Annotated in this window: 21 protein-coding genes and 1 tRNA gene; 7 read left to right on the forward strand and 15 right to left on the reverse strand. The window is 57.2% G+C overall.

Annotated features, from left to right (window positions below; translation table 11 throughout):
• Positions 1-5: 5 nt before the first annotated feature.
• The 3 genes from GH722_18200 to GH722_18210 all read right to left on the reverse strand — a co-directional run bounded on the left by GH722_18200 (position 6) and on the right by GH722_18210 (position 3,077).
• Positions 6-1,409, reverse strand: a complete 1,404-nt coding sequence (locus tag GH722_18200) for a methyl-accepting chemotaxis protein (protein ID MRG73700.1) — start codon at positions 1,407-1,409, stop codon at positions 6-8.
• Positions 1,410-1,503: 94 nt separating this feature from the next.
• Positions 1,504-2,907 (reverse strand): magnesium transporter, encoded by a 1,404-nt coding sequence (mgtE, locus tag GH722_18205; protein ID MRG73701.1) that lies wholly within the window; start codon positions 2,905-2,907, stop codon positions 1,504-1,506.
• Between the two features lie 83 nt (positions 2,908-2,990).
• Positions 2,991-3,077 (reverse strand) — tRNA-Leu (locus tag GH722_18210).
• Positions 3,078-3,118: 41 nt separating this feature from the next.
• On the opposite strand from GH722_18210, the gene lipB reads away from it, so the two are divergent.
• The 3 genes from lipB (at position 3,119) to GH722_18225 (ending at position 5,826) form a co-directional block, all read left to right on the forward strand.
• Positions 3,119-3,808, forward strand: coding sequence for a lipoyl(octanoyl) transferase LipB (lipB, locus tag GH722_18215; protein MRG73702.1), 690 nt, complete (start codon positions 3,119-3,121; stop codon positions 3,806-3,808).
• 98 nt (positions 3,809-3,906) lie between these two features.
• Positions 3,907-4,917: a diguanylate cyclase gene (locus GH722_18220; protein MRG73703.1), complete on the forward strand. Its 1,011-nt coding sequence runs from the start codon at positions 3,907-3,909 to the stop codon at positions 4,915-4,917.
• Between the two features lie 33 nt (positions 4,918-4,950).
• Positions 4,951-5,826 carry a diguanylate cyclase gene (locus tag GH722_18225; GenBank protein MRG73704.1) on the forward strand — a complete coding sequence of 292 codons (876 nt, stop codon included), beginning with the start codon at positions 4,951-4,953 and terminating at the stop codon, positions 5,824-5,826.
• A 2-nt stretch (positions 5,827-5,828) separates the two neighbouring features.
• Here GH722_18225 and GH722_18230 read toward each other — a convergent pair whose 3' ends face one another.
• From GH722_18230 to GH722_18245, 4 genes are read right to left on the reverse strand one after another with little or no spacing between them, the layout of a single operon-like run.
• Positions 5,829-6,116 (reverse strand): acylphosphatase, encoded by a 288-nt coding sequence (locus GH722_18230; GenBank protein MRG73705.1) that lies wholly within the window; start codon positions 6,114-6,116, stop codon positions 5,829-5,831.
• A complete protein-coding gene (locus GH722_18235; GenBank protein MRG73706.1) occupies positions 6,116-6,745 on the reverse strand; it encodes an amino acid transporter in 630 nt (209 codons plus the stop codon). The genes GH722_18230 and GH722_18235 overlap by 1 nt, the downstream gene beginning before the upstream one ends.
• A 12-nt stretch (positions 6,746-6,757) precedes the next feature.
• Complete coding sequence (locus GH722_18240; protein MRG73707.1) at positions 6,758-8,743, reverse strand: acetyl-CoA carboxylase biotin carboxylase subunit; 1,986 nt, start codon at positions 8,741-8,743, stop codon at positions 6,758-6,760.
• A gap of 20 nt (positions 8,744-8,763) precedes the next feature.
• A complete protein-coding gene (locus GH722_18245) occupies positions 8,764-10,296 on the reverse strand; it encodes a methylmalonyl-CoA carboxyltransferase (GenBank protein MRG73708.1) in 1,533 nt (510 codons plus the stop codon).
• 216 nt (positions 10,297-10,512) lie between these two features.
• On the opposite strand from GH722_18245, the gene GH722_18250 reads away from it, so the two are divergent.
• Complete coding sequence (locus GH722_18250; protein MRG73709.1) at positions 10,513-11,100, forward strand: septation protein A; 588 nt, start codon at positions 10,513-10,515, stop codon at positions 11,098-11,100.
• Between the two features lies 1 nt (position 11,101).
• Entirely contained in the window at positions 11,102-12,025 is a 924-nt protein-coding gene (locus GH722_18255) for an EamA family transporter (GenBank protein MRG73710.1), read from the forward strand.
• On the opposite strand, the gene GH722_18260 is transcribed toward GH722_18255, so the two are convergent.
• Genes GH722_18260 through GH722_18270 form a run of 3 tightly spaced genes read right to left on the reverse strand, consistent with a single transcriptional unit; the run spans position 12,010 to position 15,440 of the window.
• Positions 12,010-12,708, reverse strand: a complete 699-nt coding sequence (locus GH722_18260; protein ID MRG73711.1) for an ATPase — start codon at positions 12,706-12,708, stop codon at positions 12,010-12,012. The two genes, GH722_18255 and GH722_18260, sit on opposite strands and share 16 nt — an antisense overlap.
• Positions 12,709-12,710: 2 nt before the next feature.
• Positions 12,711-14,771 carry an AsmA family protein gene (locus tag GH722_18265; protein ID MRG73712.1) on the reverse strand — a complete coding sequence of 687 codons (2,061 nt, stop codon included), beginning with the start codon at positions 14,769-14,771 and terminating at the stop codon, positions 12,711-12,713.
• Positions 14,772-14,774: 3 nt separating this feature from the next.
• On the reverse strand, positions 14,775-15,440 hold the full coding sequence (locus tag GH722_18270; protein ID MRG73713.1) for an HAD-IA family hydrolase: 666 nt from the start codon (positions 15,438-15,440) through the stop codon (positions 14,775-14,777).
• A gap of 139 nt (positions 15,441-15,579) precedes the next feature.
• Between GH722_18270 and GH722_18275 the strand changes: the two genes are divergently transcribed.
• Complete coding sequence (locus GH722_18275; GenBank protein ID MRG73714.1) at positions 15,580-16,473, forward strand: OmpA family protein; 894 nt, start codon at positions 15,580-15,582, stop codon at positions 16,471-16,473.
• Positions 16,474-16,576: 103 nt separating this feature from the next.
• On the opposite strand, the gene GH722_18280 is transcribed toward GH722_18275, so the two are convergent.
• Both GH722_18280 and GH722_18285 read right to left on the reverse strand, forming a co-directional pair.
• On the reverse strand, positions 16,577-17,560 hold the full coding sequence (locus tag GH722_18280; protein ID MRG73715.1) for an RluA family pseudouridine synthase: 984 nt from the start codon (positions 17,558-17,560) through the stop codon (positions 16,577-16,579).
• Positions 17,560-17,943, reverse strand: a complete 384-nt coding sequence (locus tag GH722_18285) for a fluoride efflux transporter CrcB (GenBank protein ID MRG73716.1) — start codon at positions 17,941-17,943, stop codon at positions 17,560-17,562. Before GH722_18285 ends, GH722_18280 begins: the two co-directional genes overlap by 1 nt.
• A gap of 6 nt (positions 17,944-17,949) precedes the next feature.
• On the opposite strand from GH722_18285, the gene GH722_18290 reads away from it, so the two are divergent.
• Positions 17,950-19,026 (forward strand): aminoglycoside phosphotransferase family protein, encoded by a 1,077-nt coding sequence (locus tag GH722_18290; GenBank protein ID MRG73717.1) that lies wholly within the window; start codon positions 17,950-17,952, stop codon positions 19,024-19,026.
• A 7-nt stretch (positions 19,027-19,033) separates the two neighbouring features.
• On the opposite strand, the gene GH722_18295 is transcribed toward GH722_18290, so the two are convergent.
• From GH722_18295 to rplQ, 3 genes are all read right to left on the reverse strand, one after another.
• Positions 19,034-20,317 carry an AAA family ATPase gene (locus GH722_18295; GenBank protein ID MRG73718.1) on the reverse strand — a complete coding sequence of 428 codons (1,284 nt, stop codon included), beginning with the start codon at positions 20,315-20,317 and terminating at the stop codon, positions 19,034-19,036.
• Positions 20,314-21,798: a Do family serine endopeptidase gene (locus GH722_18300; GenBank protein ID MRG73719.1), complete on the reverse strand. Its 1,485-nt coding sequence runs from the start codon at positions 21,796-21,798 to the stop codon at positions 20,314-20,316. Before GH722_18300 ends, GH722_18295 begins: the two co-directional genes overlap by 4 nt.
• Positions 21,799-21,872: 74 nt before the next feature.
• Positions 21,873-22,310 (reverse strand): 50S ribosomal protein L17, encoded by a 438-nt coding sequence (gene rplQ / locus GH722_18305; GenBank protein MRG73720.1) that lies wholly within the window; start codon positions 22,308-22,310, stop codon positions 21,873-21,875.
• Positions 22,311-22,322 lie beyond the last annotated feature (12 nt).

Here is a 22,322-nt window from a genome sequence, read left to right on the forward strand (position 1 = left end):
CCGGCTTAAATCCGGTATCCCATCCGCAGGCCACCCCAGTGCCGACCCTGAACAAGTATCGGAGCCGAGAGGTCTTTCATCAGCACAAACTCTCCTCCCCCCATATCCCGGCGATAGGTCTGCAACAGAAATGGTTTCTGGTTCTGACCGGCGGCAAGGCCTGTCCGGTCGTCAAACAACCGGCGGTTCCGGCTGTTTGCATTGTTCCAGACCGGGTCACTGCCCTGCGGCTGGGAGAATTTGATGTTATGGGTCGGCAGAAAGCCGTTGCGGTCTACCGCTGCGCAAAACACGACTTTCTCATCAAGCTCCAGAAGACGTTCCTGCACATCAGGGCAGATTTCATCCGTTAACGGCACGAATGGTGTCATCTGCTGCAGGGGATCGGTATCCGGAATGGCGACATAGTCTTCGCTGAACAGATCCTCGATCGAAATCCGCCCCGCCTCAACAGCAGCCTCGAACGCTTCCGCGAGTTCTGCCGCACCAGCCTGAACCGCCTCAATGAACTTCGTATCCGCTGTCCGGAAGCCGCTATTGGCAATCAGACCAATCAAGTCCTCGTTACGGGCCAGCAACGAGCCGAGACGCTGATCCGCCGACTGCAGGTCGGTACTGGCCTGCTGCACACCACTGCTGACATCATGGATCCGCTGCTCAAACGCCTGACACTGTTGCAGGGATGTTGCCGCATGGCCTGAAATCTCGGCGGCCTTCTCGCTCAGTCCGCGGATCGCATTGTCAAAACCGCCAACTGTCGAGTTGATGACCGTGACGCCATTTGAAACGTCACCAGCCAGCCCGACAGCCCCGCTTGAGCTGTCCATCAGATGAGCAATGTTGTCCGACAGACCCTTCACCGTCTCATCAATGCTGCCGGTTGCCTGCGCTGTCTGGCCTGCCAGCGTTTTCACCTCGCCCGCAACCACGGCAAAACCTTTGCCGGCGTCGCCGGCCCGGGCGGCCTCGATGGTTGCATTGAGGGCAAGAAGGTTGGTCTGGCTGGCGATACCCTGAATATCGCGGGAAATCCTCGCCACGCCCGACAATGAAGCTTCCAGCCCGGCGAGACGTTCCTCGATACCGCTAACCGATCCGACCAGTTCGGCAATACTGCTGATCGCAGTATCAACAGTCTGCCGGGATTGTGTCATTTCGGCACCGACATTGCGGGTAACCTCATTTGACTGATCACCGGCGTCAGCAATCGTCTGCACACTTTCCGCCATTGATTGTGCAAGGCTTGTCAGTTCTGCGAACAATTCTGCCTGATGCGCAACAAACCGGGTGACCGCATCAACGTTGCCAGCGACATCCGCAATCTCCAGTGCCAGTTCCTGCGCCATAGCCAGAACATTCGATGCAAACGCATCCGGATCTGAAGGTTTGTGCTGATCTTCGTTTTCCATACCTGCCCTCCTCCCTGACTTCTTTTTTATGAGTTTTCAGGTGAAGGCCGCAACAAGCAATGATTTTGCGCAGAAAACGCTGAATAACAGCCGTTCAAAGCAGGAAAAAAGCAGCCATTCCGAGGAAACTGAAGAAACCGAGAACATCTGTGACCGTGGTCAGGAAAACACTCGATGCAATTGCCGGATCAATTTTGAGGCGCTCCAGAACAACCGGGATACCGACACCGAACAACCCGGCAATCAGCATATTCATGATCATGGCAATACCGATGATCAGGGCCAGCGGCAGGCTGCTGAACCAGAACCAGGCAATGATACCGGTAAGGATGGCGAACAGAATTCCGTTGATACCGCCGACCAGAACTTCCTTGCCGACAATCCGCATGGCATTTGTCGATGTCAGTTCACGGGTTGCCAGCGCCCTCACCGCCACCGTCAGGGTCTGGGTGCCCGCATTGCCGCCCATCGAGGCAACAATGGGCATCAGGACAGCCAGTGCCACGATCTGTTCAATTGTCGCGTCGAACATGCCAATCACCATCGAGGCAAGGATCGCCGTGCCCAGATTGACCAGCAGCCATGTGAAGCGGGATTTCGTTGTGTCGATGACCGCATGATACAAGTCATCCTCGGCCACACCACCAAGGCGCATCAGATCTTCTTCGGCTTCTTCATCAATAACGTCGACCACATCATCAATGTGAATAACACCGACCATCGCGCCATTTTCATCCACCACCGGAGCTGATGTCAGATCCTGCTGACGGAAGATAAAGGCAACCTCCTCCTGATCGAGATCGGCTGCGATGGTATTGATATCTTTCTCCATGATCTCGGTCAGGTCGACCTGGCGAACCGTCCGCAGCATCCGGCTCAGGGGAATTGTGCCAATCGGCCGCTCATCCGCATCAAGGATAAAAACGTCATAAAAATCGTCAGGCAGGTCAGAGCTGTTGCGGGCAAAATCGATCACCTGACCGACCGTCCATGTCGATGAGACCGCAACATAATCATGCTGCATCAGGCGCCCGGCGGAATGCTCGGGGAAAGCAAGCGCCCGCTCAATATCGAGCCGGTCTTCCATCGGAACCGAGTCGAGCACCTCGCGCTGCTCGTCCTCATCGAGATCTTCGATCAGATAAAGCGCGTCATCGGTGTCCAGTTCCGACATCGCTGCAGCGATTTCGTGATTTTCCCACTCATCAAGAATGGAGTCGCGCACACGCTCGTCGAGTTCGGTCAGGACGAACGGGTCCATTTCCGACTTGATACCATCGACAAGCTGCAGACGATCGTCTACCGACAGGCGTTCGAGCAAATCCGCAAGGTCGGAATAATGCAGGTCAAAAATTTGCGGAGAAATCTCGTCAATGACGCCATCTTCCAGCGCATCTTCAACCTTGCGAACAAATTCGTCGCTCAGTCCGAATGCAGCCGCATCCGCCAGATCTTCTGTTTCTGTAGGATTTTCGGGAGTCTGAAGCTGGTCGCTCATAACAAATCTCCCTGTGGTTTTGCTGCATCGGCATCGGCCAAAACCAAAAAAAGCCCGGAAACCCGGACCTTTTTTATCCAATCTGGTGCGGTCGAGAAGACTCGAACTTCCACCCGTGTTACCGGACAGCGACCTCAACGCTGCGCGTCTACCAATTCCGCCACGACCGCACTAGATTGGTGGGCGCAGTGATTAGCAAATCGGATACCCCGTGACAAGAACACTCGACACCGAACCCGAATGGATTTTTTCCGACACCCCCGTCGCCTACCCCGACGCCGTCCGTTTCATGGAGGATCGCGTTGCCGCGATTCACCAGAATGAAGCCCGGGAAGGCATCTGGTTACTGGAACATCCGGCGATCTATACCGCAGGCTCCAGCGCCGACCCGACCGACCTGAAAGACCCGGAACGTTTCCCGGTTTTTCAGTCCGGACGTGGCGGGCAGTACACCTATCATGGCCCCGGCCAGCGGATTGCCTATGTCATGCTGAACCTCGGGCAGCGTGGCCGCGATGTCCGGGCCTTTGTTCATGCGCTGGAAGACTGGGTCATCCAGACACTCTGGACCTTCAATATTACCGGCGAACGCCGGGAGGGCCGGGTTGGAATCTGGGTCGATCAGGGTCATGGCCGGGAGGCAAAGATAGCAGCCATCGGCGTGCGGCTGCGCAAATGGGTCAGCTATCACGGGATTTCGATCAACGTCGATCCGGAACTCGATCATTTCGATGGCATCGTACCCTGCGGCATCAGCCAGCATGGTGTCACTTCCCTGCTCGACCTTGGTGTCACCGCGACGGTTACCGACCTTGATAACGCCCTGATGGAGACCTTCCCCGCCGTCTTTGGAAAGCCCTTCCGGTCTGTTCTGCAGGAACCGGATCCCTTCGATATCTGAGCCTGCCCGTTACCGGTTGCCGCAAACCAGCCCCTTCAGGCTTGGCGGGCCGGACAAAACCGCCGTACACTGGCGCGGTGACAAACAATGGATGATGCATGTCTGGCAAAGACGAAATGATTACGCTTTCCGTGCCGACACAGCTGAGACAGCCTGATCAGCAGGAAAGTACCGTCATACAGGCACCGATCATTGCAGATGCGCGGGCCGAGAACCTGTCCCGTGCTGCCGAGGTTCATACCAGTCTGGAGCAGCTTGAGCAGGCCGTCGATGATGAGGAAAACTGGCTGCAGGAGCTGTTCAGGGCAATGCTGTGCCGGACCCGCGTCAATTTGCGCGAGCTGTCGGAAGACGCCTATCTGCACAGCCCTTTCGGACGCTGGTACTACAGCAACGCGGACAGTCTTTTTACACAAAACCCGCTGTTCAAACCGATTGGCAACATTCATCGGGTAATCCGCTCGGAAGCCAGCCGGCTGGAAGCCCTGACGCGCGATGGTCAACTGGTGAGCCCCGGCGAATTTGAACGTTTTCAGAAGGCCATTGCAGAGTTTCGGCGCAACATACGGCGGATGGAACAGGGAATTGAGCGCCAGTTCGCTCATCTTGATCCGGCCACCGGCGTTCACCGGCCGGAAGGCATGATTTCCCAACTGCAGATCGAACGCGACCGTGCCCGCCGGACAAAAGTCCCCTGTGTCGTCGCTCTTGCCCAGATTGATGATTATCAGGAGTTGCTGGAGGATTGCGGCCCTGCCAGCGCCGATGAGGCAATGCAGAGCATGTCGCTGGTCTTTGCCAAAAGCCTGCGCCCCTACGACATGCTGACCCGCCTGATGGAAGATCGTTTTCTGTTCTGCCTGCCCGGCGCACAGCCTAAGGATGCCAGCAGCGTCTTCGACCGGTTGCGGGTTCAGATCGCCGGCAATCTGATGGAATTCGACAGCGGTGCCTTGCGCACCCTCACCATTTCCGTGGGTGTTGTCGAACTGGATAATGAAGCATCAATAGAAACAACCCTCGCCCGTGTCGCCAAGGCCCTCTATGCCGCCAGTCACCATGATGACGACCGTGTTATCATCTACAGCCCTGACCTCGACGGTGTCTGAGTATCCCTTGCCCTCCCGCTCCGGAACAATTTCATGACAAATGATTATGCCGGGGATCTGCTCGACGCCCTTGATACGGCAATCAATGAGCACATGGCCTGGACACTGGACTGGTTCCGGGCCGCGCTTGCCGGCTCCGGCTTCGACAGCAGCGATCTGAGTGATTCGGCAGAAGAAACCGACAGTTTCAGCCGGTGGATAAGCCATAACAGCTCATCCCCTCTGCTCGATCAGCCCGCCTTTCATGCCCTCGTGCAACTGCATCAGGATGCCCGGACAGCCGGACGGGACCTTGCCCGGCGTATTGAAGCCGGTCAGGAGGTTGGTGCCTACGAGCTGGCTGCATTCAGCGACCAGCTACAGCAGTTTCATGTCTCCGCCCGACGGCTTGAGAAAGCCTTCGGGGCTGCTGCCAGCGAACTCGATACGCTGACCGGCCTGTATAACCGCACGGCAATGCGCCGGGAACTGGAGCGCGAGCGGGAACGCAGTCTGCGAACCGGTCTGCCCTGCACCATTGCCCTGGCCGATCTTGATCACTTCAAGGCCATCAATGATGATCACGGCCATGCAGCCGGAGATCGCGTGCTGCAAATGGCGGCAGAAATATTCAGCCAGAATGTTCGTCCTTTCGACCATGTCTTCCGTTATGGCGGAGAGGAATTTCTGATCTGCCTGCCGAATGCCGATCTGGAACAGGCAGATATCGTCCTGGAACGGGTTCGTACCGCGCTGGCAGCCATTTTGGTGGATATTGGCGAAGCCGACCCGATCAGTGTTACCGCCTCATTCGGTGCCGCTCCGACATGCTCGGATATCGATCTGAATGAGACGATTGAACTGGCGGACAAGGCGCTCTACCAGGCAAAAGAAACAGGCCGCAACCGGGTCGAAATCTCAAAAGGCTGAAACTACACAGTCGGCAGGCGCTGAAAGCCCTCCAGCGCCGGGGCAGCCGTCTGCTCGGTTACCGCAACATCCATAACACGGGCCATTAAAGGGCCTTTGAAACAATGCGCGATCAGATCGTCGACCTTGTCGCCCGGACCCTGTACAAGCGCCTCTACGCTACCGTCAGCCCGATTACGCACCCATCCCACCAGTTTCCGCTGTTCCGCCTCTGTAGCAAGCCACCAGCGATACCCTACGCCCTGCACCCTGCCCTCAATCCGAACCTGAACAGCACGTATCCCGGACATCAGGCCAGTTCCCCTGCAATCAGCCATCCAGCTACCGTAAACATGATCAGTGCTACCAGCCCGTCCAGCAATCGCTGTGCCATGCCTGTGCGCATCATCGGGGCCGCCAGAAAGGCGCCATAGCCAATGGCATAAAACCAGATAACCGACGCCAGCATCGCCCCCGCCGCAAACCACAGGCGGGATGCCGTTTCATACTGGGCGGCGATTCCCCCAAGCAGCACAACCGTATCCAGATAAACATGCGGATTCAGCAGCGAAACCGACAAGGTCGTGGCAATGGCGGCTGCCAGCCCGTGTCCCGTATCCTCTGAGGCATCCCAGTTGAAATCCGGCGGGTTCAGAAGCGCACGAACAGCCATCGCACCATAAACCACCAGAAATGCCGCCCCGCCCCAGGCCGCGGCACTGCTCAGCCAGGGCCGGGCTGCTATGAAAGCACCGAGACCACCGGCCCCGGCAGCAATCAGCACCACGTCGCAGAGGATACAGATCGTGGCGACCGCAAACAGGTTCCGGCGGCGTAATCCGGCCCGGATGACATGGGCATTCTGTGCACCGATGGCGATAATCAGCCCGGCACCGACGGCGAAGCCCGCAGCTGTCGCGCTCCAGTCGATGCTGTTCATAACAGAACCGGTTTATTCAAACTCGATAATCACCTGATCGACAGCCAGACTGTCACCCGCTGCTGCGTTGATCTTTGTCACAACACCATCAACGGTCGAACGGATCACATTTTCCATCTTCATTGCTTCGATGACACAGAGAATCTGCCCCGATTCAACGCTATCACCTTCCTCGACGGCAAGAGATGACAGCAATCCCGGCATTGGCGAGAGCACCATCTTCGACATGTCTGCCACCACCTTCTCCGGCATCAGCTCATAAAGCTCAGCCGCTTTCGGAGACAGTACCAGCGCCGAGAAAGCAGCGCCGGCATAGGTCAGCTTGTAGCCAACCCCGTCGATATCGATCTGCACATGAACCGGCTTTCCGTTAATCCGGCCGCTGAACAGCAAATCCCCAATTTTCCAGTCACTCTCGACCGTCCAGGTATCATTCCCGATCGTTACCAGGGTGGCCGCTTCTGAACCTGCGATATGGGCAGCGTGCGGCGCCCCATCCATCAGAATCACCCAGTCCCGGCGGTGTCCCCGTTCATGCCGGGGCACCTGCCCGGAAATGGAGGCATTCCGGTCATTCCGGGTTTTATGGATGAACCCGGCAACGGCAAACAAAACGCCGCTTTCTTCTGCGGTCAGGTCGCGCCCCTGAAAACCGTCCGGATATTCTTCCGCGATGAAGTTGGTCGTCAGACGGCCTTCGACAAACCGGGGATGTCCGACCAGCGCCGCGAGAAAGTCCATGTTGTGGCTGACGCCGCGAATGACAAAACCGTCCAGCGCCGCCCGCATGCGATCAATCGCCTCGTTGCGGGTCTCTCCCCAGCTGCACAGTTTCGCGATCATCGGATCATAGAACATCGAAACTTCCGAGCCTTCGGCAACGCCGTCATCGACCCGGACATGCTCCATGCCGACCGGCGGGCGATAGCGGGACAGGCGACCGATTGACGGCAGGAAGCCCCGGCGGGCATCTTCTGCATAAACCCGCGATTCCAGCGCCCATCCGTTGATCCGGATATCCTTCTGCGTCAGCGACAGCTTCTCGCCATAGGCGACACGGATCATCTGCTCAACCAGATCGACACCGGTAATCAGTTCTGTCACCGGATGCTCGACCTGCAGACGTGTATTCATCTCAAGGAAGTAGAAATTCCGGTCCTTGTCGACGATGAACTCGACGGTTCCGGCAGACCGGTACTGAACCGCATCCGCCAGCGCAATGGCCTCGGCGCCCATCTTTTCGCGGGTCGCTTCGTCAAGGAACGGGGACGGTGCTTCTTCGATAACTTTCTGATGACGGCGCTGAATCGAACATTCACGTTCGCACAGATGCAGGGTCGTTCCCTGACCGTCAGACAGCACCTGAATTTCAATATGCCGCGGCTCGACAATATATTTCTCGATGAAGATGCGGTCATCGCCAAACGATGATTTGGCTTCGCTGGCAGCAGACTTGAATCCGTCAATGACCTCATCGGCTTTCCAGGCCACCCGCATGCCTTTACCACCGCCGCCGGCAGAAGCCTTGATCATAACGGGAAAGCCGATTTGTTCTGCAATTCCAACCGCTTCTTCGGCAGTCTTAATAACGTCGATATAACCTGGAACCGTTGAGACACCAGCTTCGGCAGCCAGTTTTTTCGATTCGATCTTGTCGCCCATTGCCTTGATCGCCGGGACATCCGGACCGATGAAGGCAATGCCCGCCTCGGCCAGTGCCTGACAGAATGCCGGGTTCTCGGACAGGAATCCGTATCCCGGATGTACCGCTTCTGCACCTGTGGCCTTACAGGCATCAATGATCCGGTCGATCAGCAGATAACTTTCCGACGACGGAGGCGGGCCGATAAGAACGGCCTCATCTGCCATCTGGACATGCGGTGCCAGGGCATCGGCTTCCGAATGAACGGCAACCGTGCTGATACCCATACGTTGCGCAGTGCGCATCACCCGACAGGCAATTTCACCCCGGTTTGCGATCAGAATTTTCTTAAACATTCACTTACTCCTCCGGGGCATCAAAGCGGGATATTGCCGTGCTTGCGCCACGGATTCTCAATCTTCTTGTTACGCAACATTGCCAGCGCCCGGCAGACACGCCGTCTGGTATTCCGGGGCAGAATGACATCGTCGATATAGCCTTTCTGGCCAGCGATGAAGGGGTTTGCGAACTTGTCGCGATATTCTGCCTCACGCTCGGCAATCTTTTCTGCATCGCCAATATCTTCGCGGAAGATAATCTCCACCGCCCCCTTAGGCCCCATCACGGCAATTTCGGCCGTGGGCCAGGCATAATTGACATCGCCCCGCAGATGTTTCGACGCCATAACGTCATAGGCTCCGCCATAGGCTTTGCGGGTAATCAGTGTAACCTTCGGCACGGTGCATTCAGCGTAGGCATAGAGCAGCTTCGCCCCATGCTTGATGATGCCATTATATTCCTGCGAAGTTCCCGGCAGAAAGCCCGGCACATCAACCAGCGTCACAATCGGTATATTGAAACAATCGCAGAAGCGGACAAACCGCGCCGCCTTCAGCGAGGAAGCGATATCGAGGCAGCCTGCCAGCACCATCGGCTGATTGGCCACAATCCCGACGGTCGAACCTTCCATCCGCGCAAAACCGGTCAGAATATTCCCTGCGTAGTCCGGCTGAATTTCAAAGAAATCCCCCTCATCGACCATTTTCAGGATCAGTTCCTTCATGTCGTAGGGCTTGTTCGGATTGTCGGGGACCAGACTGTCCAGCGCCAGTTCAGGCCGCTCGGACGGATCGGCGGTTTCCCAGACCGGCGGTTTTTCGCGGTTGTTCGACGGCAGGAAGTCAACAAACCGGCGCAGATTCAACAGCGCCTCAACATCATTTTCAAAGGCTGCATGCGCCACACCGGACCGGCCGCTATGGGTCATCGCGCCCCCCAGTTCCTCATGCGTGACTTCCTCATGAGTGACCGTTTTGACCACATCCGGCCCCGTCACGAACATGTAGGAAGTATCTTTCACCATAAAGATGAAATCCGTCATCGCCGGGGAATAAACCGCGCCGCCGGCACAGGGGCCCATGATCATCGAAATCTGCGGCACCACACCGGATGCCATCACGTTGCGCTGAAACACCTCCGCATAGCCTGCCAGCGACGCCACCCCCTCCTGAATACGTGCACCACCGGAATCATTCAGCCCGATCACCGGCGCACCGACTTTCATGGCCTGATCCATGATCTTGCAGATCTTCTCAGCATGCGCCTCGCTCAGGGAGCCGCCGAAAACGGTGAAGTCCTGAGAAAAAACAAAAACGGTTCGTCCGTTGACCGTCCCGTGCCCCGTGACCACGCCGTCACCGGAAACCCGGTTATCTGCCATACCGAAGTCGGTACTGCGATGCTCGACGAACATGTCCCATTCTTCAAAACTGTCTTCGTCAAGGAACAGATCGATTCGCTCACGCGCCGTCAGCTTGCCCTTTGCGTGTTGGGAGGCAACACGGCGTTCTCCACCCCCTGCCCGTGCTGAAGCCCGCTTTTCCTCGAGCCGCTGTATGATGGTCTGCATGATAATCCTCGTGATTCCCGAAACCGGCGATGAGTTCGCTTGCGAACGGTATCGCGGAATTTTCATGGACTGACAAGTGACAGCCATAGGTATCGGCTATTCTGACCACCCCCGGAGAGCCGGAACCTGTCAGAAGGTTCACTGAACATTCTCCGCTTTTCATCCACCTGACGCAGAAACCTTTTCAGGGTTGAAACAGCCCGCTATACAGCCCCCATGTCCGATGATTCAAAAAAGCCTTCTGAAAAACAGCAACTCATAAAACTGGGCCTGGAAATGGGCCCCCTGCTGCTGTTTTTCGTCGTCAACTCGATGTACGGCATCTTTGCCGGAACAGCCGTGCTCGTCACCACAACCCTGATCTCACTGGTCGTATCGAGGATTGTGCTGAAACGCACCCCGATCATGCCACTGGTGGGCGGGGCCTTCATTCTGCTGTTTGGCGGGCTGACCCTTTATTTTGAAGATGACTATTTCATCAAGCTGAAACCGACGATCGTCAATCTGCTGTTTGCCGGGGCACTGGCCACCGGGCTGCTGCTGGGACGCAACTGGCTGAAGCTTCTGTTTGAAAGCGCGTTCCAGCTTCCTGAAAATATCTGGCGGGTCCTGACCTGGCGATGGGCCGGTTTCTTCGTCGTACTTGCCATCATCAATGAAGTGGTCTGGCGTACCCAGACCACTGATTTCTGGGTCGCTTTCAAGGTCTGGGGGATCATGCCGATCACCATTGTCTTCAGCATGACGCAACTGCCCCTGATCATGCGCCACCGTACCGACCATCCGGCCGACAAAGACAGCTGACATGACAATCCGGCGCGAGGGCAGTGTCATCGGAACCCTGTTCCCCTACGCGCTGCTGATCATGACCAATATTCTGTGGGCCGGAAACTCGCTGATTGGTCGCGGACTGGCCGATCACCTGCCGCCGGTCGGACTGGCCTGGTGGCGCTGGACCATCGCCGCATTGCTACTGACCCCGTTTGCCGGCATCACCCTGTGGCGCCAGCGGCATCTGATTGCCGCCAACTGGCGCGTCGTTGCTGTCCTCTCCTTCTTCGGTATCGCCTGTTACAACACCTTCGTCTACAGCGCCCTGCAGACCACATCCGTCATCAACACGGTCATGATGATCTGTGCGACCCCGGCCATCATTCTGCTGATCAGCCGGTTCGGCTTTCAGGAAGCTGTACGCCCCCGGCAATGGATTGGTGCGCTGGTATCCCTTGTCGGTGTTGGTGTGCTGATCACCCGGGGAGAACTTGCCCGGTTGCTGGAACTGGAATTTCACGCCGGCGATTTTCTGGCGCTGATTGCCGCCGCATCCTGGGCGATCTATTCCTCGATGTTGCGTCGCAAGCCGTCCGGCGTCTCACCTCATGCCTTCGTGCTGGTGACCTTCTGGCTCGGCAGCCTGTTCCTGCTGCCCGCCTATCTGTGGGAAACTGCATCCGGTTCCCCCGTTACTTTTGACAGCACAACGATCTGGGCTGTCGCCTATGTATCGATTTTTGCGTCGCTGGCCTGCTACTTCATGTGGAATGCAGCCGTCGGCTATGTTGGCCCGAACACGGCGGGGGCATTCTTTTACCTGTTCCCGGTCTTCTCCAGCATCGCAGCCCTGATTGTCCTGCGGGAACATCCCCAGCTTTATCACGGCGCCGGAGCAGCCTGTGTGTTCATCGGAATATTTCTGATTGTACGGAAAGGCCGTCAGTCAGCCCGGTAGAGCTGCAGAAAACGTTCTGCCGCCATGATTTCAGCATTGATCGATATCCGGCGGTCTTCTGCTTCGTAATCAAGTCCCCAGCGCTCAATCTGGAAGGTCTCATCCAGTACCGCCGCCTCAAATGCCTGTTCACCGTTCAGGTGGCCTTCTGACAGGGCCAGAGAGATCACCAGAGAGCCGGTAAGCGCCGTCACCGTCGACAGGGCCGCCATGGTGAAATCATCATGAGCATTCACCGCATCGGCAAAGGCAGCCAACGCCTCATCAGGCTGGGCAACAGCGGTGATTCCCGTCGTCACCACAAGACCAGTTCCATACCGGGATTTCGCCCAGTCAATCAGCGGCTGCCAGGTTTCGTTCTGCCGCACTGTCAGATCAACCGGCTGATCCGCCCGATAACAGACCAGATCACTGCCTGCATAAGCGGCAATCTGACTGGCAACCGAGGCCCGTTCTTCCGCAATACGGTCAAGGGCAGTCGCCGCCAGCTGCATCATCGGCATGGAATGCGGTTTGATCGTCTCCTCCTGCGATGCCCATTCATCGGCAATCGCCTGCCCGAGGGCAGCAGAAGGCACAGCAAGAACCTTGCGCAACGGTGTGCGCACGACCTTGCCGTCCAGTTCGATCTGGTGGCCGCCGTCCCGTTGGACAGCAGCCACATTCTTATAGAAACGCTTCAAGATCAGTTACCGAAAAGGCCCTTCAGCTTGTTGCCAACACCTTCGACGGCATCCTTGACCGCCGGCGCATTGCTTCCTCCACCGGAAGAGCCGCCACCCGTCAGGCCATCGGTAACACCCTTGAGAGCATCGGCAGCGCCCTTAACGGCGCCATCAACACCGGGAATCTGACCAAGCAGACTTTTCGTACCCGCCTTGAATTTCCGGTAGCAATCATTGTCCTGATCCGGCTGTCCCTTGCCGAGCAGTGCATTGAGCGGGCTTGGCAGAACAGCCCAGCCGGGCTCTGCCAGGGTTCCGTTTACGTCAAGGTCAACCAGTGATGCCAGGCTGGCGACACTGGTGTTCTTTGAAGCAGAGGAAACCCGCATATCCAGCACTTCGCTGCCAAGATTGACATTACCGGAACCGATCACCCCCAGCCCCGCCGTATCGAACACCAGTGCATTGCTGGTCGCGACACCGTTCTGGATATCAAACCGGGAAATCAGGCAATTGACCTGCAGCTGGTCCGACTTGTCGACCCAGGGCATTGCGGCAGAGAAGACATTCGACGTCAGGAACGGCAGATAATCATTGTTGATCCGCCCCTCACCCATGCTGATCAGGCTGCGGCCATTCAGCGACGCCATAATCGCCGCCACTGACTTCCCGGAGCCGGAAACAGAGACCGAGATATCCAGCAATCCGCTGATATGCTCGGTTCCGGTCGCTTCCTTGACTGCTTTGCCAAGGTTCACGCCCTTCATATCAAAGCTTGTCTGCAGGGCCGGGGTTGCCTGACGGGCATCCAGCAGCAGATCACCATTAATTCCCGTGCCACCGAAATCAGCAGCAATCGGCTTGATTGTCAGCCGGCCATTATCCAGCGCCAGCTTGACGACGACTTCGTGCAGAACATAACCACCCTGAGCAACAAGCTGCTTGGCACGGTAGTTGATTGCAGCATCCGCTGCTTTCAGACCATCCAGCGCCAGCGGATCAGACGGGAAGACTTTTCCGGTCGTATTGGCCGGCGCTTCTTCCTTTGCCTCGCCGTCAGATGGTGGTGTGACATCTTCAAGACGGAACTGTTCTGAACTCAGATCAACCGTAATGGCAGGACGCGGGCCACCAAGGCGAACACGCACCAGACCGGAAGCGTCGCTTTCCGCAATATTCACTGCGAGATCCTTGATCTCGAATGTCTGGGGTGCCGGATCCGAGAGGCGTCCGGTAACCGTAATCGGTCCCAGCTTCGGCACCGGAGATCCCGCAAGTTCCGAAAGGGTCGATGTGTCGGGGATCGAGACGGAAAGTTTGAGATCGATGCCCGCCCCTTCCTTGGGACGCTGAATCTGTCCTTCGATGGAAACCTCGGCACCACCGGCCTTCGCCGTCAGCAGAACAGGATAAGGATCGCCGGCAAGTGCCGTTTCTACTGATCCCAGTGTTCCTTCGGCTTCAAATGCATTCTCATTGTAGTTTCCGGCCAGTTCCATCTTCATCGGTGCATTGAAGCCATCAGCACTGGTCAGCAACTTGTCGATGACAATCGACTGGGCAACGCCGGTCTTGCCGTCCTTGTAGACAAGCTTTGAGTTTTCAATCTGGACAAGTTCGACGACCGGCTGAATGGCCATGCCGCCCGAAGAGTCTTCCGCCGTAACTGGCGCAGTTTCCGCGATACCATCATCAAACTGGAAATTGAAGACGCCGTTCTTGTCGGATTCGATCAGGATATCAGCCCCAACCAGAACCAGCTTGTCGATTTTTGCCTGACTGCTGAGCAAGGGCAGCAGTTCGATATGAGCCTCGAACCGCTCCACCTTCATCATCTGCGCCCGGGAACCCCAGGCTGCATTCTGGAAGCTGACGTTGGAAACCTGAATAGACGGGTCGAGCGACAGATGCAGATCAAGGTCTCCGCCAATGACCAGGTCCCGGCCAGTCGCTTCCTTTACCTTCTCGGCAATCAGATCCTTGTATTGATTGAAATCGATGGTCGAAACGTAAATGGCACCGATGGCGATGGCGATAACCAGTACAGCCAGCAGACCGATCAGAATTTTGACGATACGCATTCTTCAATCCTTCAAGACTTGTGCAGCCAATATTGGCAGTTCGGCGACCGTGCGGGCAATATACTGCGCACCGCACCGGCTTAACTCTTCCGCCGGGTGATATCCCCACGACACCCCGATCGACCCCGTACCCGCGTTTCTAGCCATTAACATATCAAAGCTGGTATCGCCAATGACAACGCAGGTTTCTGCCGTGGCACCAGCTTCCGCCACCGCTTCCCTGACGATGAAAGGATCCGGTTTGCCCGGACCATCCTCTGCTGTCTTCAGCGTGACGAACCGGCTCCGCAGGTTGAAGCGCTTCAGTGCGCCCAGCAAGCCGCTCCGGCTTTTCCCCGTTGCAACGCCCAGCACCCATCCCTGTTCTTCAAACTGTGCCAGCATGTCCGGCACACCCTCATACAGCGCATCCTGCTGCTCAGGGTCTTTATGTACGGCAACGTAAGCCCGGCGATAACTGTCACAAAGTCCGGCGATAGCATCCGCTGACCGAGACGGCAGCAGGCGACGGATAGCCTCATCCAGACGCAGGCCAACAATAGCACGGACAGCGGCTGCCTCAGGTAACGGCAAACCTGCTTCAGCAAATGCGCGCTGCATTGACGCAACAATACTATACTGACTGTCGACCAGAGTGCCGTCACAGTCGAACAGGGCCAATCGATTCATTCTGTTGATCTCATCGTTGTATTGGTCAGGAGAAATACACGCAAATTGCCAAATTCATTGTTCATTTCTGTTACACTGTGGTACCAGATTCAGTCTGTCGACAAGGCTCGGCGCGCATTTTATCTGCTGGGGATCGTTGATGCAGGCGACCTTGCCTGAACGCAAAGGCATCTTTGAGGAGGAATTCAAGATGAACATGATAAAGATTATTTGTGCGGGCGCCGCAGCGTCCCTACTGGCTGCCTGCGGTACGCTGGATGTTGAATCGGCGCGTAATGCACCGAATAACGGCAGCGACTTTGCCAAAGCCCTGCAGGCCGAATATGTCGGTCTGGCACAGGCTGAATATGACGAGCAGGACTGGAACGACACCACTTTCTTCCTGGAAAAAGCGCTGGCTGTTGCCGGTGGTGGTGATGTCGGACCGCAGGAAATTTCCGGCCGTGACCTGCCTGCCGATCGCGTACCGGTTCTGACCGGTGCCCGTGACCGTCTGCTGGCTGCTTTGACCGCTGGTGGCGCCAACAAGGCACCTGCCGCTGCTGCCAAGGCACAGGCTGGCTTTGATTGCTGGATGCAGGAACAGGAAGAAAACATTCAGCCGGATCATATCGAAGCCTGCATGAAAATGTACACGGCGGCGATTGAAGAAGTCGAAGCATCCCTGAAAACGGCTCCTGCTGCGGCCCTTCCGCCGGTTCCGGGTCCGTACACGGTGTACTTCGGTTATAACAAGAACAGCCTCAGCGACGCAGCGGCTGGAATTGTTGCCAAAGCCGCCAAGGAAGGTTCCGAAGCGAAAGTGACCGATGTGGTCGTTCGTGGCTATGCCGACCGTTCCGGCAACATCAGCTACAACGAAGCGCTTGGTTATGAGCGCGCCTACTCGGTCATTCAGGCTCTCGAAGAAGCCGGCCTGAAAGCCGATAACTTCATGCCGCAGAGCCTCGGCGAAAGCGCCAATGAAGTACCGACCAGCGACGGGAAAAAAGAAGCCCGTAACCGCCGTGCGGTGATCCTGTTCTCCCGCTAATCCGGGCGTCAGATACGAGAAAAGGGCGACCTTCGGGTCGCCCTTTTTTTATGTCGTCTTCAGTCAGTGAATACCGCTCCCGCAGGTTCACCCGGATAAGAGCTTACAACTCCTCGTCAAACGGGTCGCTGGCATCCTTCGGATCAAATTCGAACATATCCCAGCTGGCTGCCATATGCGACGACAGCGGGGCGGAGATTGAAAATTCACCCCCGGCAGGATGTTCCAGCTTCAGGCTGTAGGCATGCAGGTGCAGCTTGTTCGACAGGCCGGTAACAAAGACATCCGGGCCACCATACTTCCCGTCCCCGACGATCGGACGATTCAGCCCCTCCGCTGCATGCACACGCAACTGATGGGTCCGGCCTGTCCGGGGCCGCATGGCGAGCCATGAAACCCGTCGGCCTGCGGTATCGACAATAGCGTAGTCGGTTACCGCGTCCTTGCCGTCTTCATAATCCGGCACGACTTTCTCGTTGCCTTTTGCACCGGTCTTGCCGAGCGGAAGACGAATCGTTCCCTTCCGTACATCCGGCACCCCGACAACCAGCGCCCAGTAGGTCTTGGTTACCCGGTTGCGCCGGAACAGATCCCCCAGAAACCGGGCCGCCTGTGAGGACCGGGCCAGCAACAGCAGACCAGAGGTATCCTTGTCCAGCCGGTGTACGAGGCGGGGACGGACGCCATCTTCATCGACCAGCGCATCAAGCATGCCATCGACATGACGATAGGTGCCGCTGCCGCCCTGCACTGCCAGTCCCGCCGGTTTATTGATCACCACAAGACCTTCATCGTCGTGGATCACCAGCGAACGGATGAATTTCGTGTCTTCATCTGACACAGAAGACTTCCTTGGCCGATCACCCGGCGCCTCATCGTCACGCTCCGGCAGCGGCGGGATGCGAATTTTCTGTCCCGCCTCCAGCCGTGTCGAGGCCTGGGCGCGTTTACCGTCGACCCTGATCTGCCCCGTACGCAGCAATTTCTGCAAGGCGCCATAAGGAACGGCTGGAAAGACTTTCTTGAACCAGCGGTCGAACCGCTGGCCATCATCATCAGCCCCGATGGTCTGATAGGAAACCGGCATCAGGCAAACATCCGTATGGTTTGAAATCCGAGATAAGCCGCCAACAGCGACATGCCCACAGATGCGCAGACATAAACGATTGCCGCAAGCGGTTCTCCCCGGTGCAGCAACAACATTGCATCAACCGAAAAGGCCGAGAAGGTGGTAAATCCGCCCAGCACACCAAATGTCAGGAAAGCCTGCACAGTCATGCCCGGCGACCAGAACAGCGCAAAGCTTTCAATCAGCAGACCGAGGATAAACGACCCCGTAACATTGACAATCAGCGTTGCGACGGGAAAACCTGTGACAAGGAAAGACCCGATGGCAAGACTGGCTCCGTACCGGCAAGTCGCCCCGACAGCGCCACCAAGGGCAACAACAGCCAGAATTTGGAACTTCATAATACCATGCCTCCTGCTTCCGACCTGCGACAGGACAGACTGTCCCGCATCCGGGATCGTCTGAAGGAAATATCCCGACAACGATATGGATGCAATGCCGACCCTGTACTGCTGACTGACAAGGGGCTGGCACATGATCATTTTATCCTGCCCGGTACAGACCGTCTGTTCCGGGTACCCAAGCAAAGCCAGATGTCTCTGCCCCCGTCAGACAACCTGAATTATCAGGCGGCCTGTTTCAGGCGGGCTGAACCTGGCGGATCAACACCAGCCCTGCATGACCGGATAGAACCAGATGATGCCCTGCCCTTCGGCGCGCTTCTGGTACAGCATATTCACGGTCGCCCGGCAGAGTTGCCACAGGATATTCTGGCGATTTCCCGTTGCCTCGCAGCCATTCACGGCCTGCCACTGCCGGAGCTGTTCGAACCGCTGCTCAGCTACTGTAATCCGCTGGACGGTATTCTGAGGGAAATCCATCAGCAAGCCGAATGGCTCAGCCATCCGGCAATCGCATCAGACGCAAGAGAGATGATCCGGGCTGAGATCTCAGCCGCACAGCAGGATGCCACAGCCATCGGAAATCCGGCACTCTGCCTGATTACCTTCGACGCCCATCCCGGCAATTACATCCTGCAACCGGATGACAGCGCCGTCATCGTCGATCTGGAGAAGATGCGCTATGCCACCCCCGGTCTTGATCTCGCCCATGCCACGCTTTACACCTCAACAAGCTGGGATATCGAAGCTGGTGGCATCCTGACCACCGAACAGGTTGCCGCAGCCTATGCAGAATGGCTCCGGCATGTTCCGGCAGCCTTTGCCAGACAGGCCCGCAGCAGCCTGCTCGCAGAGCGCCGGGTGATGTGGCTCTGGTCTGTGACCTGGTGCGCCAAATGGCTGGCCCAGTCCCTCCCCGACTACCACAACAAGACAACCCAGAACTGGTCGAAATCATTAAGTGACGATGCACTGACCCGTCATGTTGCTGATCGTGTCGACTGTTACCTTCAGCCCGACATCATCGCCGGGATATGCAGCGAATGGCAGGATGACAATACCCTGACCGCCCTGTGCCGCTGAGCGTCGCTCAGCCGTCTTTGCGGCGTTTTGCCCACCAGTCCATACGCTTGCGGATATCCCGCTCAAACCCGCGTTCAACGGGGCTGTAAAGCTCCAGACGGGCCATTTCCTCAGGAAAGTAGTTCTGCCCCGAAAAACCGTCTTCCGCATCGTGGTCATAGGCATAGCCCTCACCATAGCCCATATCCTTCATCATGCCTGTCGGCGCGTTCAGAATATGCTTCGGTGGCGATAGCGACCCCGTCTGTTTTGCGGCCTTTCGGGCTGCCTTGTAGGCGACATAGGCCGCATTCGACTTCGGTGCTGTCGCCAGATAGATCACCGACTGAGCGATAGCCAGTTCACCTTCCGGCGACCCCAGCCGGTCATAGGCATCCCAGGCCGCGAGTGACTGTGTCAGGGCGGCGGGATCGGCCATGCCGATATCCTCACTGGCAAAGCGGGCCAGACGCCGGGCGATATATTTCGGGTCTTCGCCACCTTCCAGCATACGACCGAACCAGTACAGGGCAGCATTCACATCCGATCCACGCAGACTTTTATGCAGCGCGCTGATCAGGTTGTAATGACCGTCCTGCGATTTGTCATAGATCGGCAGCCTCCGCTGAACCACTTCCGCCAGCCGTTTTGCGGACAGGGGCTCGACGTCACCAAGCTCAAACAGCTCCTCACACAGATTCAGCAGAAACCGCCCGTCCCCGTCTGCCATCTCGGCCAGTGCCGTCCGGGCCTCATCGGTCAGCGGCAGTTGACGCTGCATCTCGGCTTCTGCCCGTTCCAGCAATGTTGTCAGTGCTGCCACATCAAGCCGGTTCAGCACCAGAACCTGACAGCGCGACAGCAAAGCCGCATTCAGTTCAAAGGAAGGGTTCTCCGTCGTCGCCCCGACCAGCACGACCGTGCCGTCCTCCACATAGGGCAGAAAACCATCCTGCTGGGCACGGTTGAAGCGATGTATTTCATCAACGAACAACAAGGTTCCACGCCCTTCAAGGCGGCGCTGTTTTGCCCGGTCAAAGACTTTCCGCAGATCGGCCACACCGGAGAACACGGCCGACAAAGGTTCAAATTCGATGTTCGTCAGCTTTGCCAGCATGCTGGCAATGGTGGTCTTGCCACAACCCGGTGGCCCCCACAGCAGAATGGAGGCAATGCGCCCGCGTTCGACCATCCGGCGCAATGCGCCATCATCCCCAACCAGATGGTCCTGACCGACCACATCCGATAACTGCTCGGGCCGCAGCCTGTCCGCCAGCGGCCGGGTATCCGGCCCGGCGAAGAGATCACTCATCCCCGCACCTTGACGGAAATCACCCGGCTCCCCCGCCGGACTTTCAGCGCCCATTCCTGCGGCGGACTGGCCAGCAGCTTCTTGATATCCGACACCCGCTCGATCTTGGTCTCGTTCACGCTCAGAATAATGTCACCCGGTTCAAAACCGATACGGTCTGCCGGGCTACCCCGTGCGATCTCTGTCACCGCAACACCGGTGATCAGGGTATCGATGCCTTTGGTCTCGTTGAACGCAGGGCTCAGGTTAATAAAAGCCGCACCGGATATCGGCAGGTTCCCACTGACCCGGATTGGATTCGGCTCCGGATCTTCCGGCGGTGCAATCAGCTCAACATCAACATCCCGGCTTTTCCCGGAACGCAAAATCGTCATCCGCGCTGTCCCGCCGACCGAACGGGTCCCCAGCCGGAATTTCAGGGACTGGGCATCGGGCAAGGGTTTACCGTCAATCGCCAGAACCACATCGCCAACCTGCAGACCACTGCTGGCTGCCGGGCCTTTCGGATGGACACGGTTCAGTACCACACCCAGTGGCTTGTCGAGGTTTAGCGATGCCGCAATATCAGCGGTTACCGTCTGCCCGGAGGCTCCGAGCCAAGGCCGGACCACCTTGCCACTGGCCGCACTGTTAATGACCGCCCGCACCATATTCGCCGGCACCGCAAACCCGATACCGTTAGAGCCACCATCCTTGCTGTAAATCGCGGTATTGACGCCAAGCAGCCGTCCATCGAGACCAACAAGTGCGCCCCCCGAATTGCCGGGATTAATCGATGCATCGGTCTGAATGAAAAAACTAAAATCCGTGATGCCAACCGTTGTCCGGGCACGGGCTGACACGATGCCGCTTGTCACGGTCTGGCCGAAACCAAACGGATTGCCGATTGCCAGCACCAGATCACCAACCTCGATCTCGTCCGAGTCCATCAGTTCCAGAAACGGCAGCGGCTCATCCGTCAGGGCCTTCAGAACCGCAAGGTCAGAGCGTTCATCAGCGACCAGCAGTTTCGCATCAAACTCCCGCCGGTCGGACAGCACGATACGAATTTCATCGGCACCATCGATGACGTGGTTGTTCGTCACAATCACACCATCAGCACCAACGATGACCCCGGAACCCAGTGAATTGACGGTCCGTTCCCGCTGCTGATTTCCGCCGAACTGATCGCCGAAAAACCGCCTGAAGAAAGGATCGTTGAAAAAAGGCGTCTCCCGCCGGGACTGAACCGTCTTACGGGTAAACACATTCACCACAGATGGCGCGACACGTTTAACCAGCGGCGCGAAGGACAGCTGCACATCCTGTCGTGATGACGGCAGTTCTCTGGTTTGCGCCTGTACGCTGGTGTTCTGCGCGGTAAATGTGATCACCCCGAGCAGCAGGGTGCAACAGATTCGCAGGAAAGTGGCTTTACCAGGAATACGCATCAGATCAATAACCTCCGGATCCCGGCCGGTTAAATCCGGCAGGGGTGACATAGCTGCCCCAGAAACGAAAACGGGGCGGTCATGATGACCGCCCCGAATTTAGGGAAAATCTGGCAACCTGCAAATCAGGCGCTGACTTCCTCAGCATTCATTTCTTCAAGCTCGGCTTCAACCCGTTCACGGTCGCCCTTGCCGCGGGCTTCCGGATCACGATCAACCAGCTCGATCACGGCCATCGGTGCAGCATCTCCATAACGGAAACCGGCCTTCATGACGCGTGTGTAGCCGCCCGGACGGTCCGCATAACGGTCACCCAGAACATTGAAAAGCTTCGCAACAGCTTCTTCGCTGCGCAGAATGGCAAATGCCTGACGGCGGGCATGCAGCGTCTTCGCCTTGGCAAGCGTGATCAGCTTGTCGGCAAAACGCTTCATTTCCTTTGCCTTCGGCAAGGTGGTGACAATCTGTTCATGAATGACCAGAGAGGTCGCCATATTCTTCAGCATCGCCTTGCGGTGCGTGCTGGTACGGTTGAGCTTGCGGCCCTTGATACGATGTCGCATCTGTTCTTTCTC

This window comes from Alphaproteobacteria bacterium HT1-32 (assembly GCA_009649675.1).
In the GTDB taxonomy this organism is placed as follows: domain Bacteria; phylum Pseudomonadota; class Alphaproteobacteria; order Rhodospirillales; family HT1-32; genus HT1-32.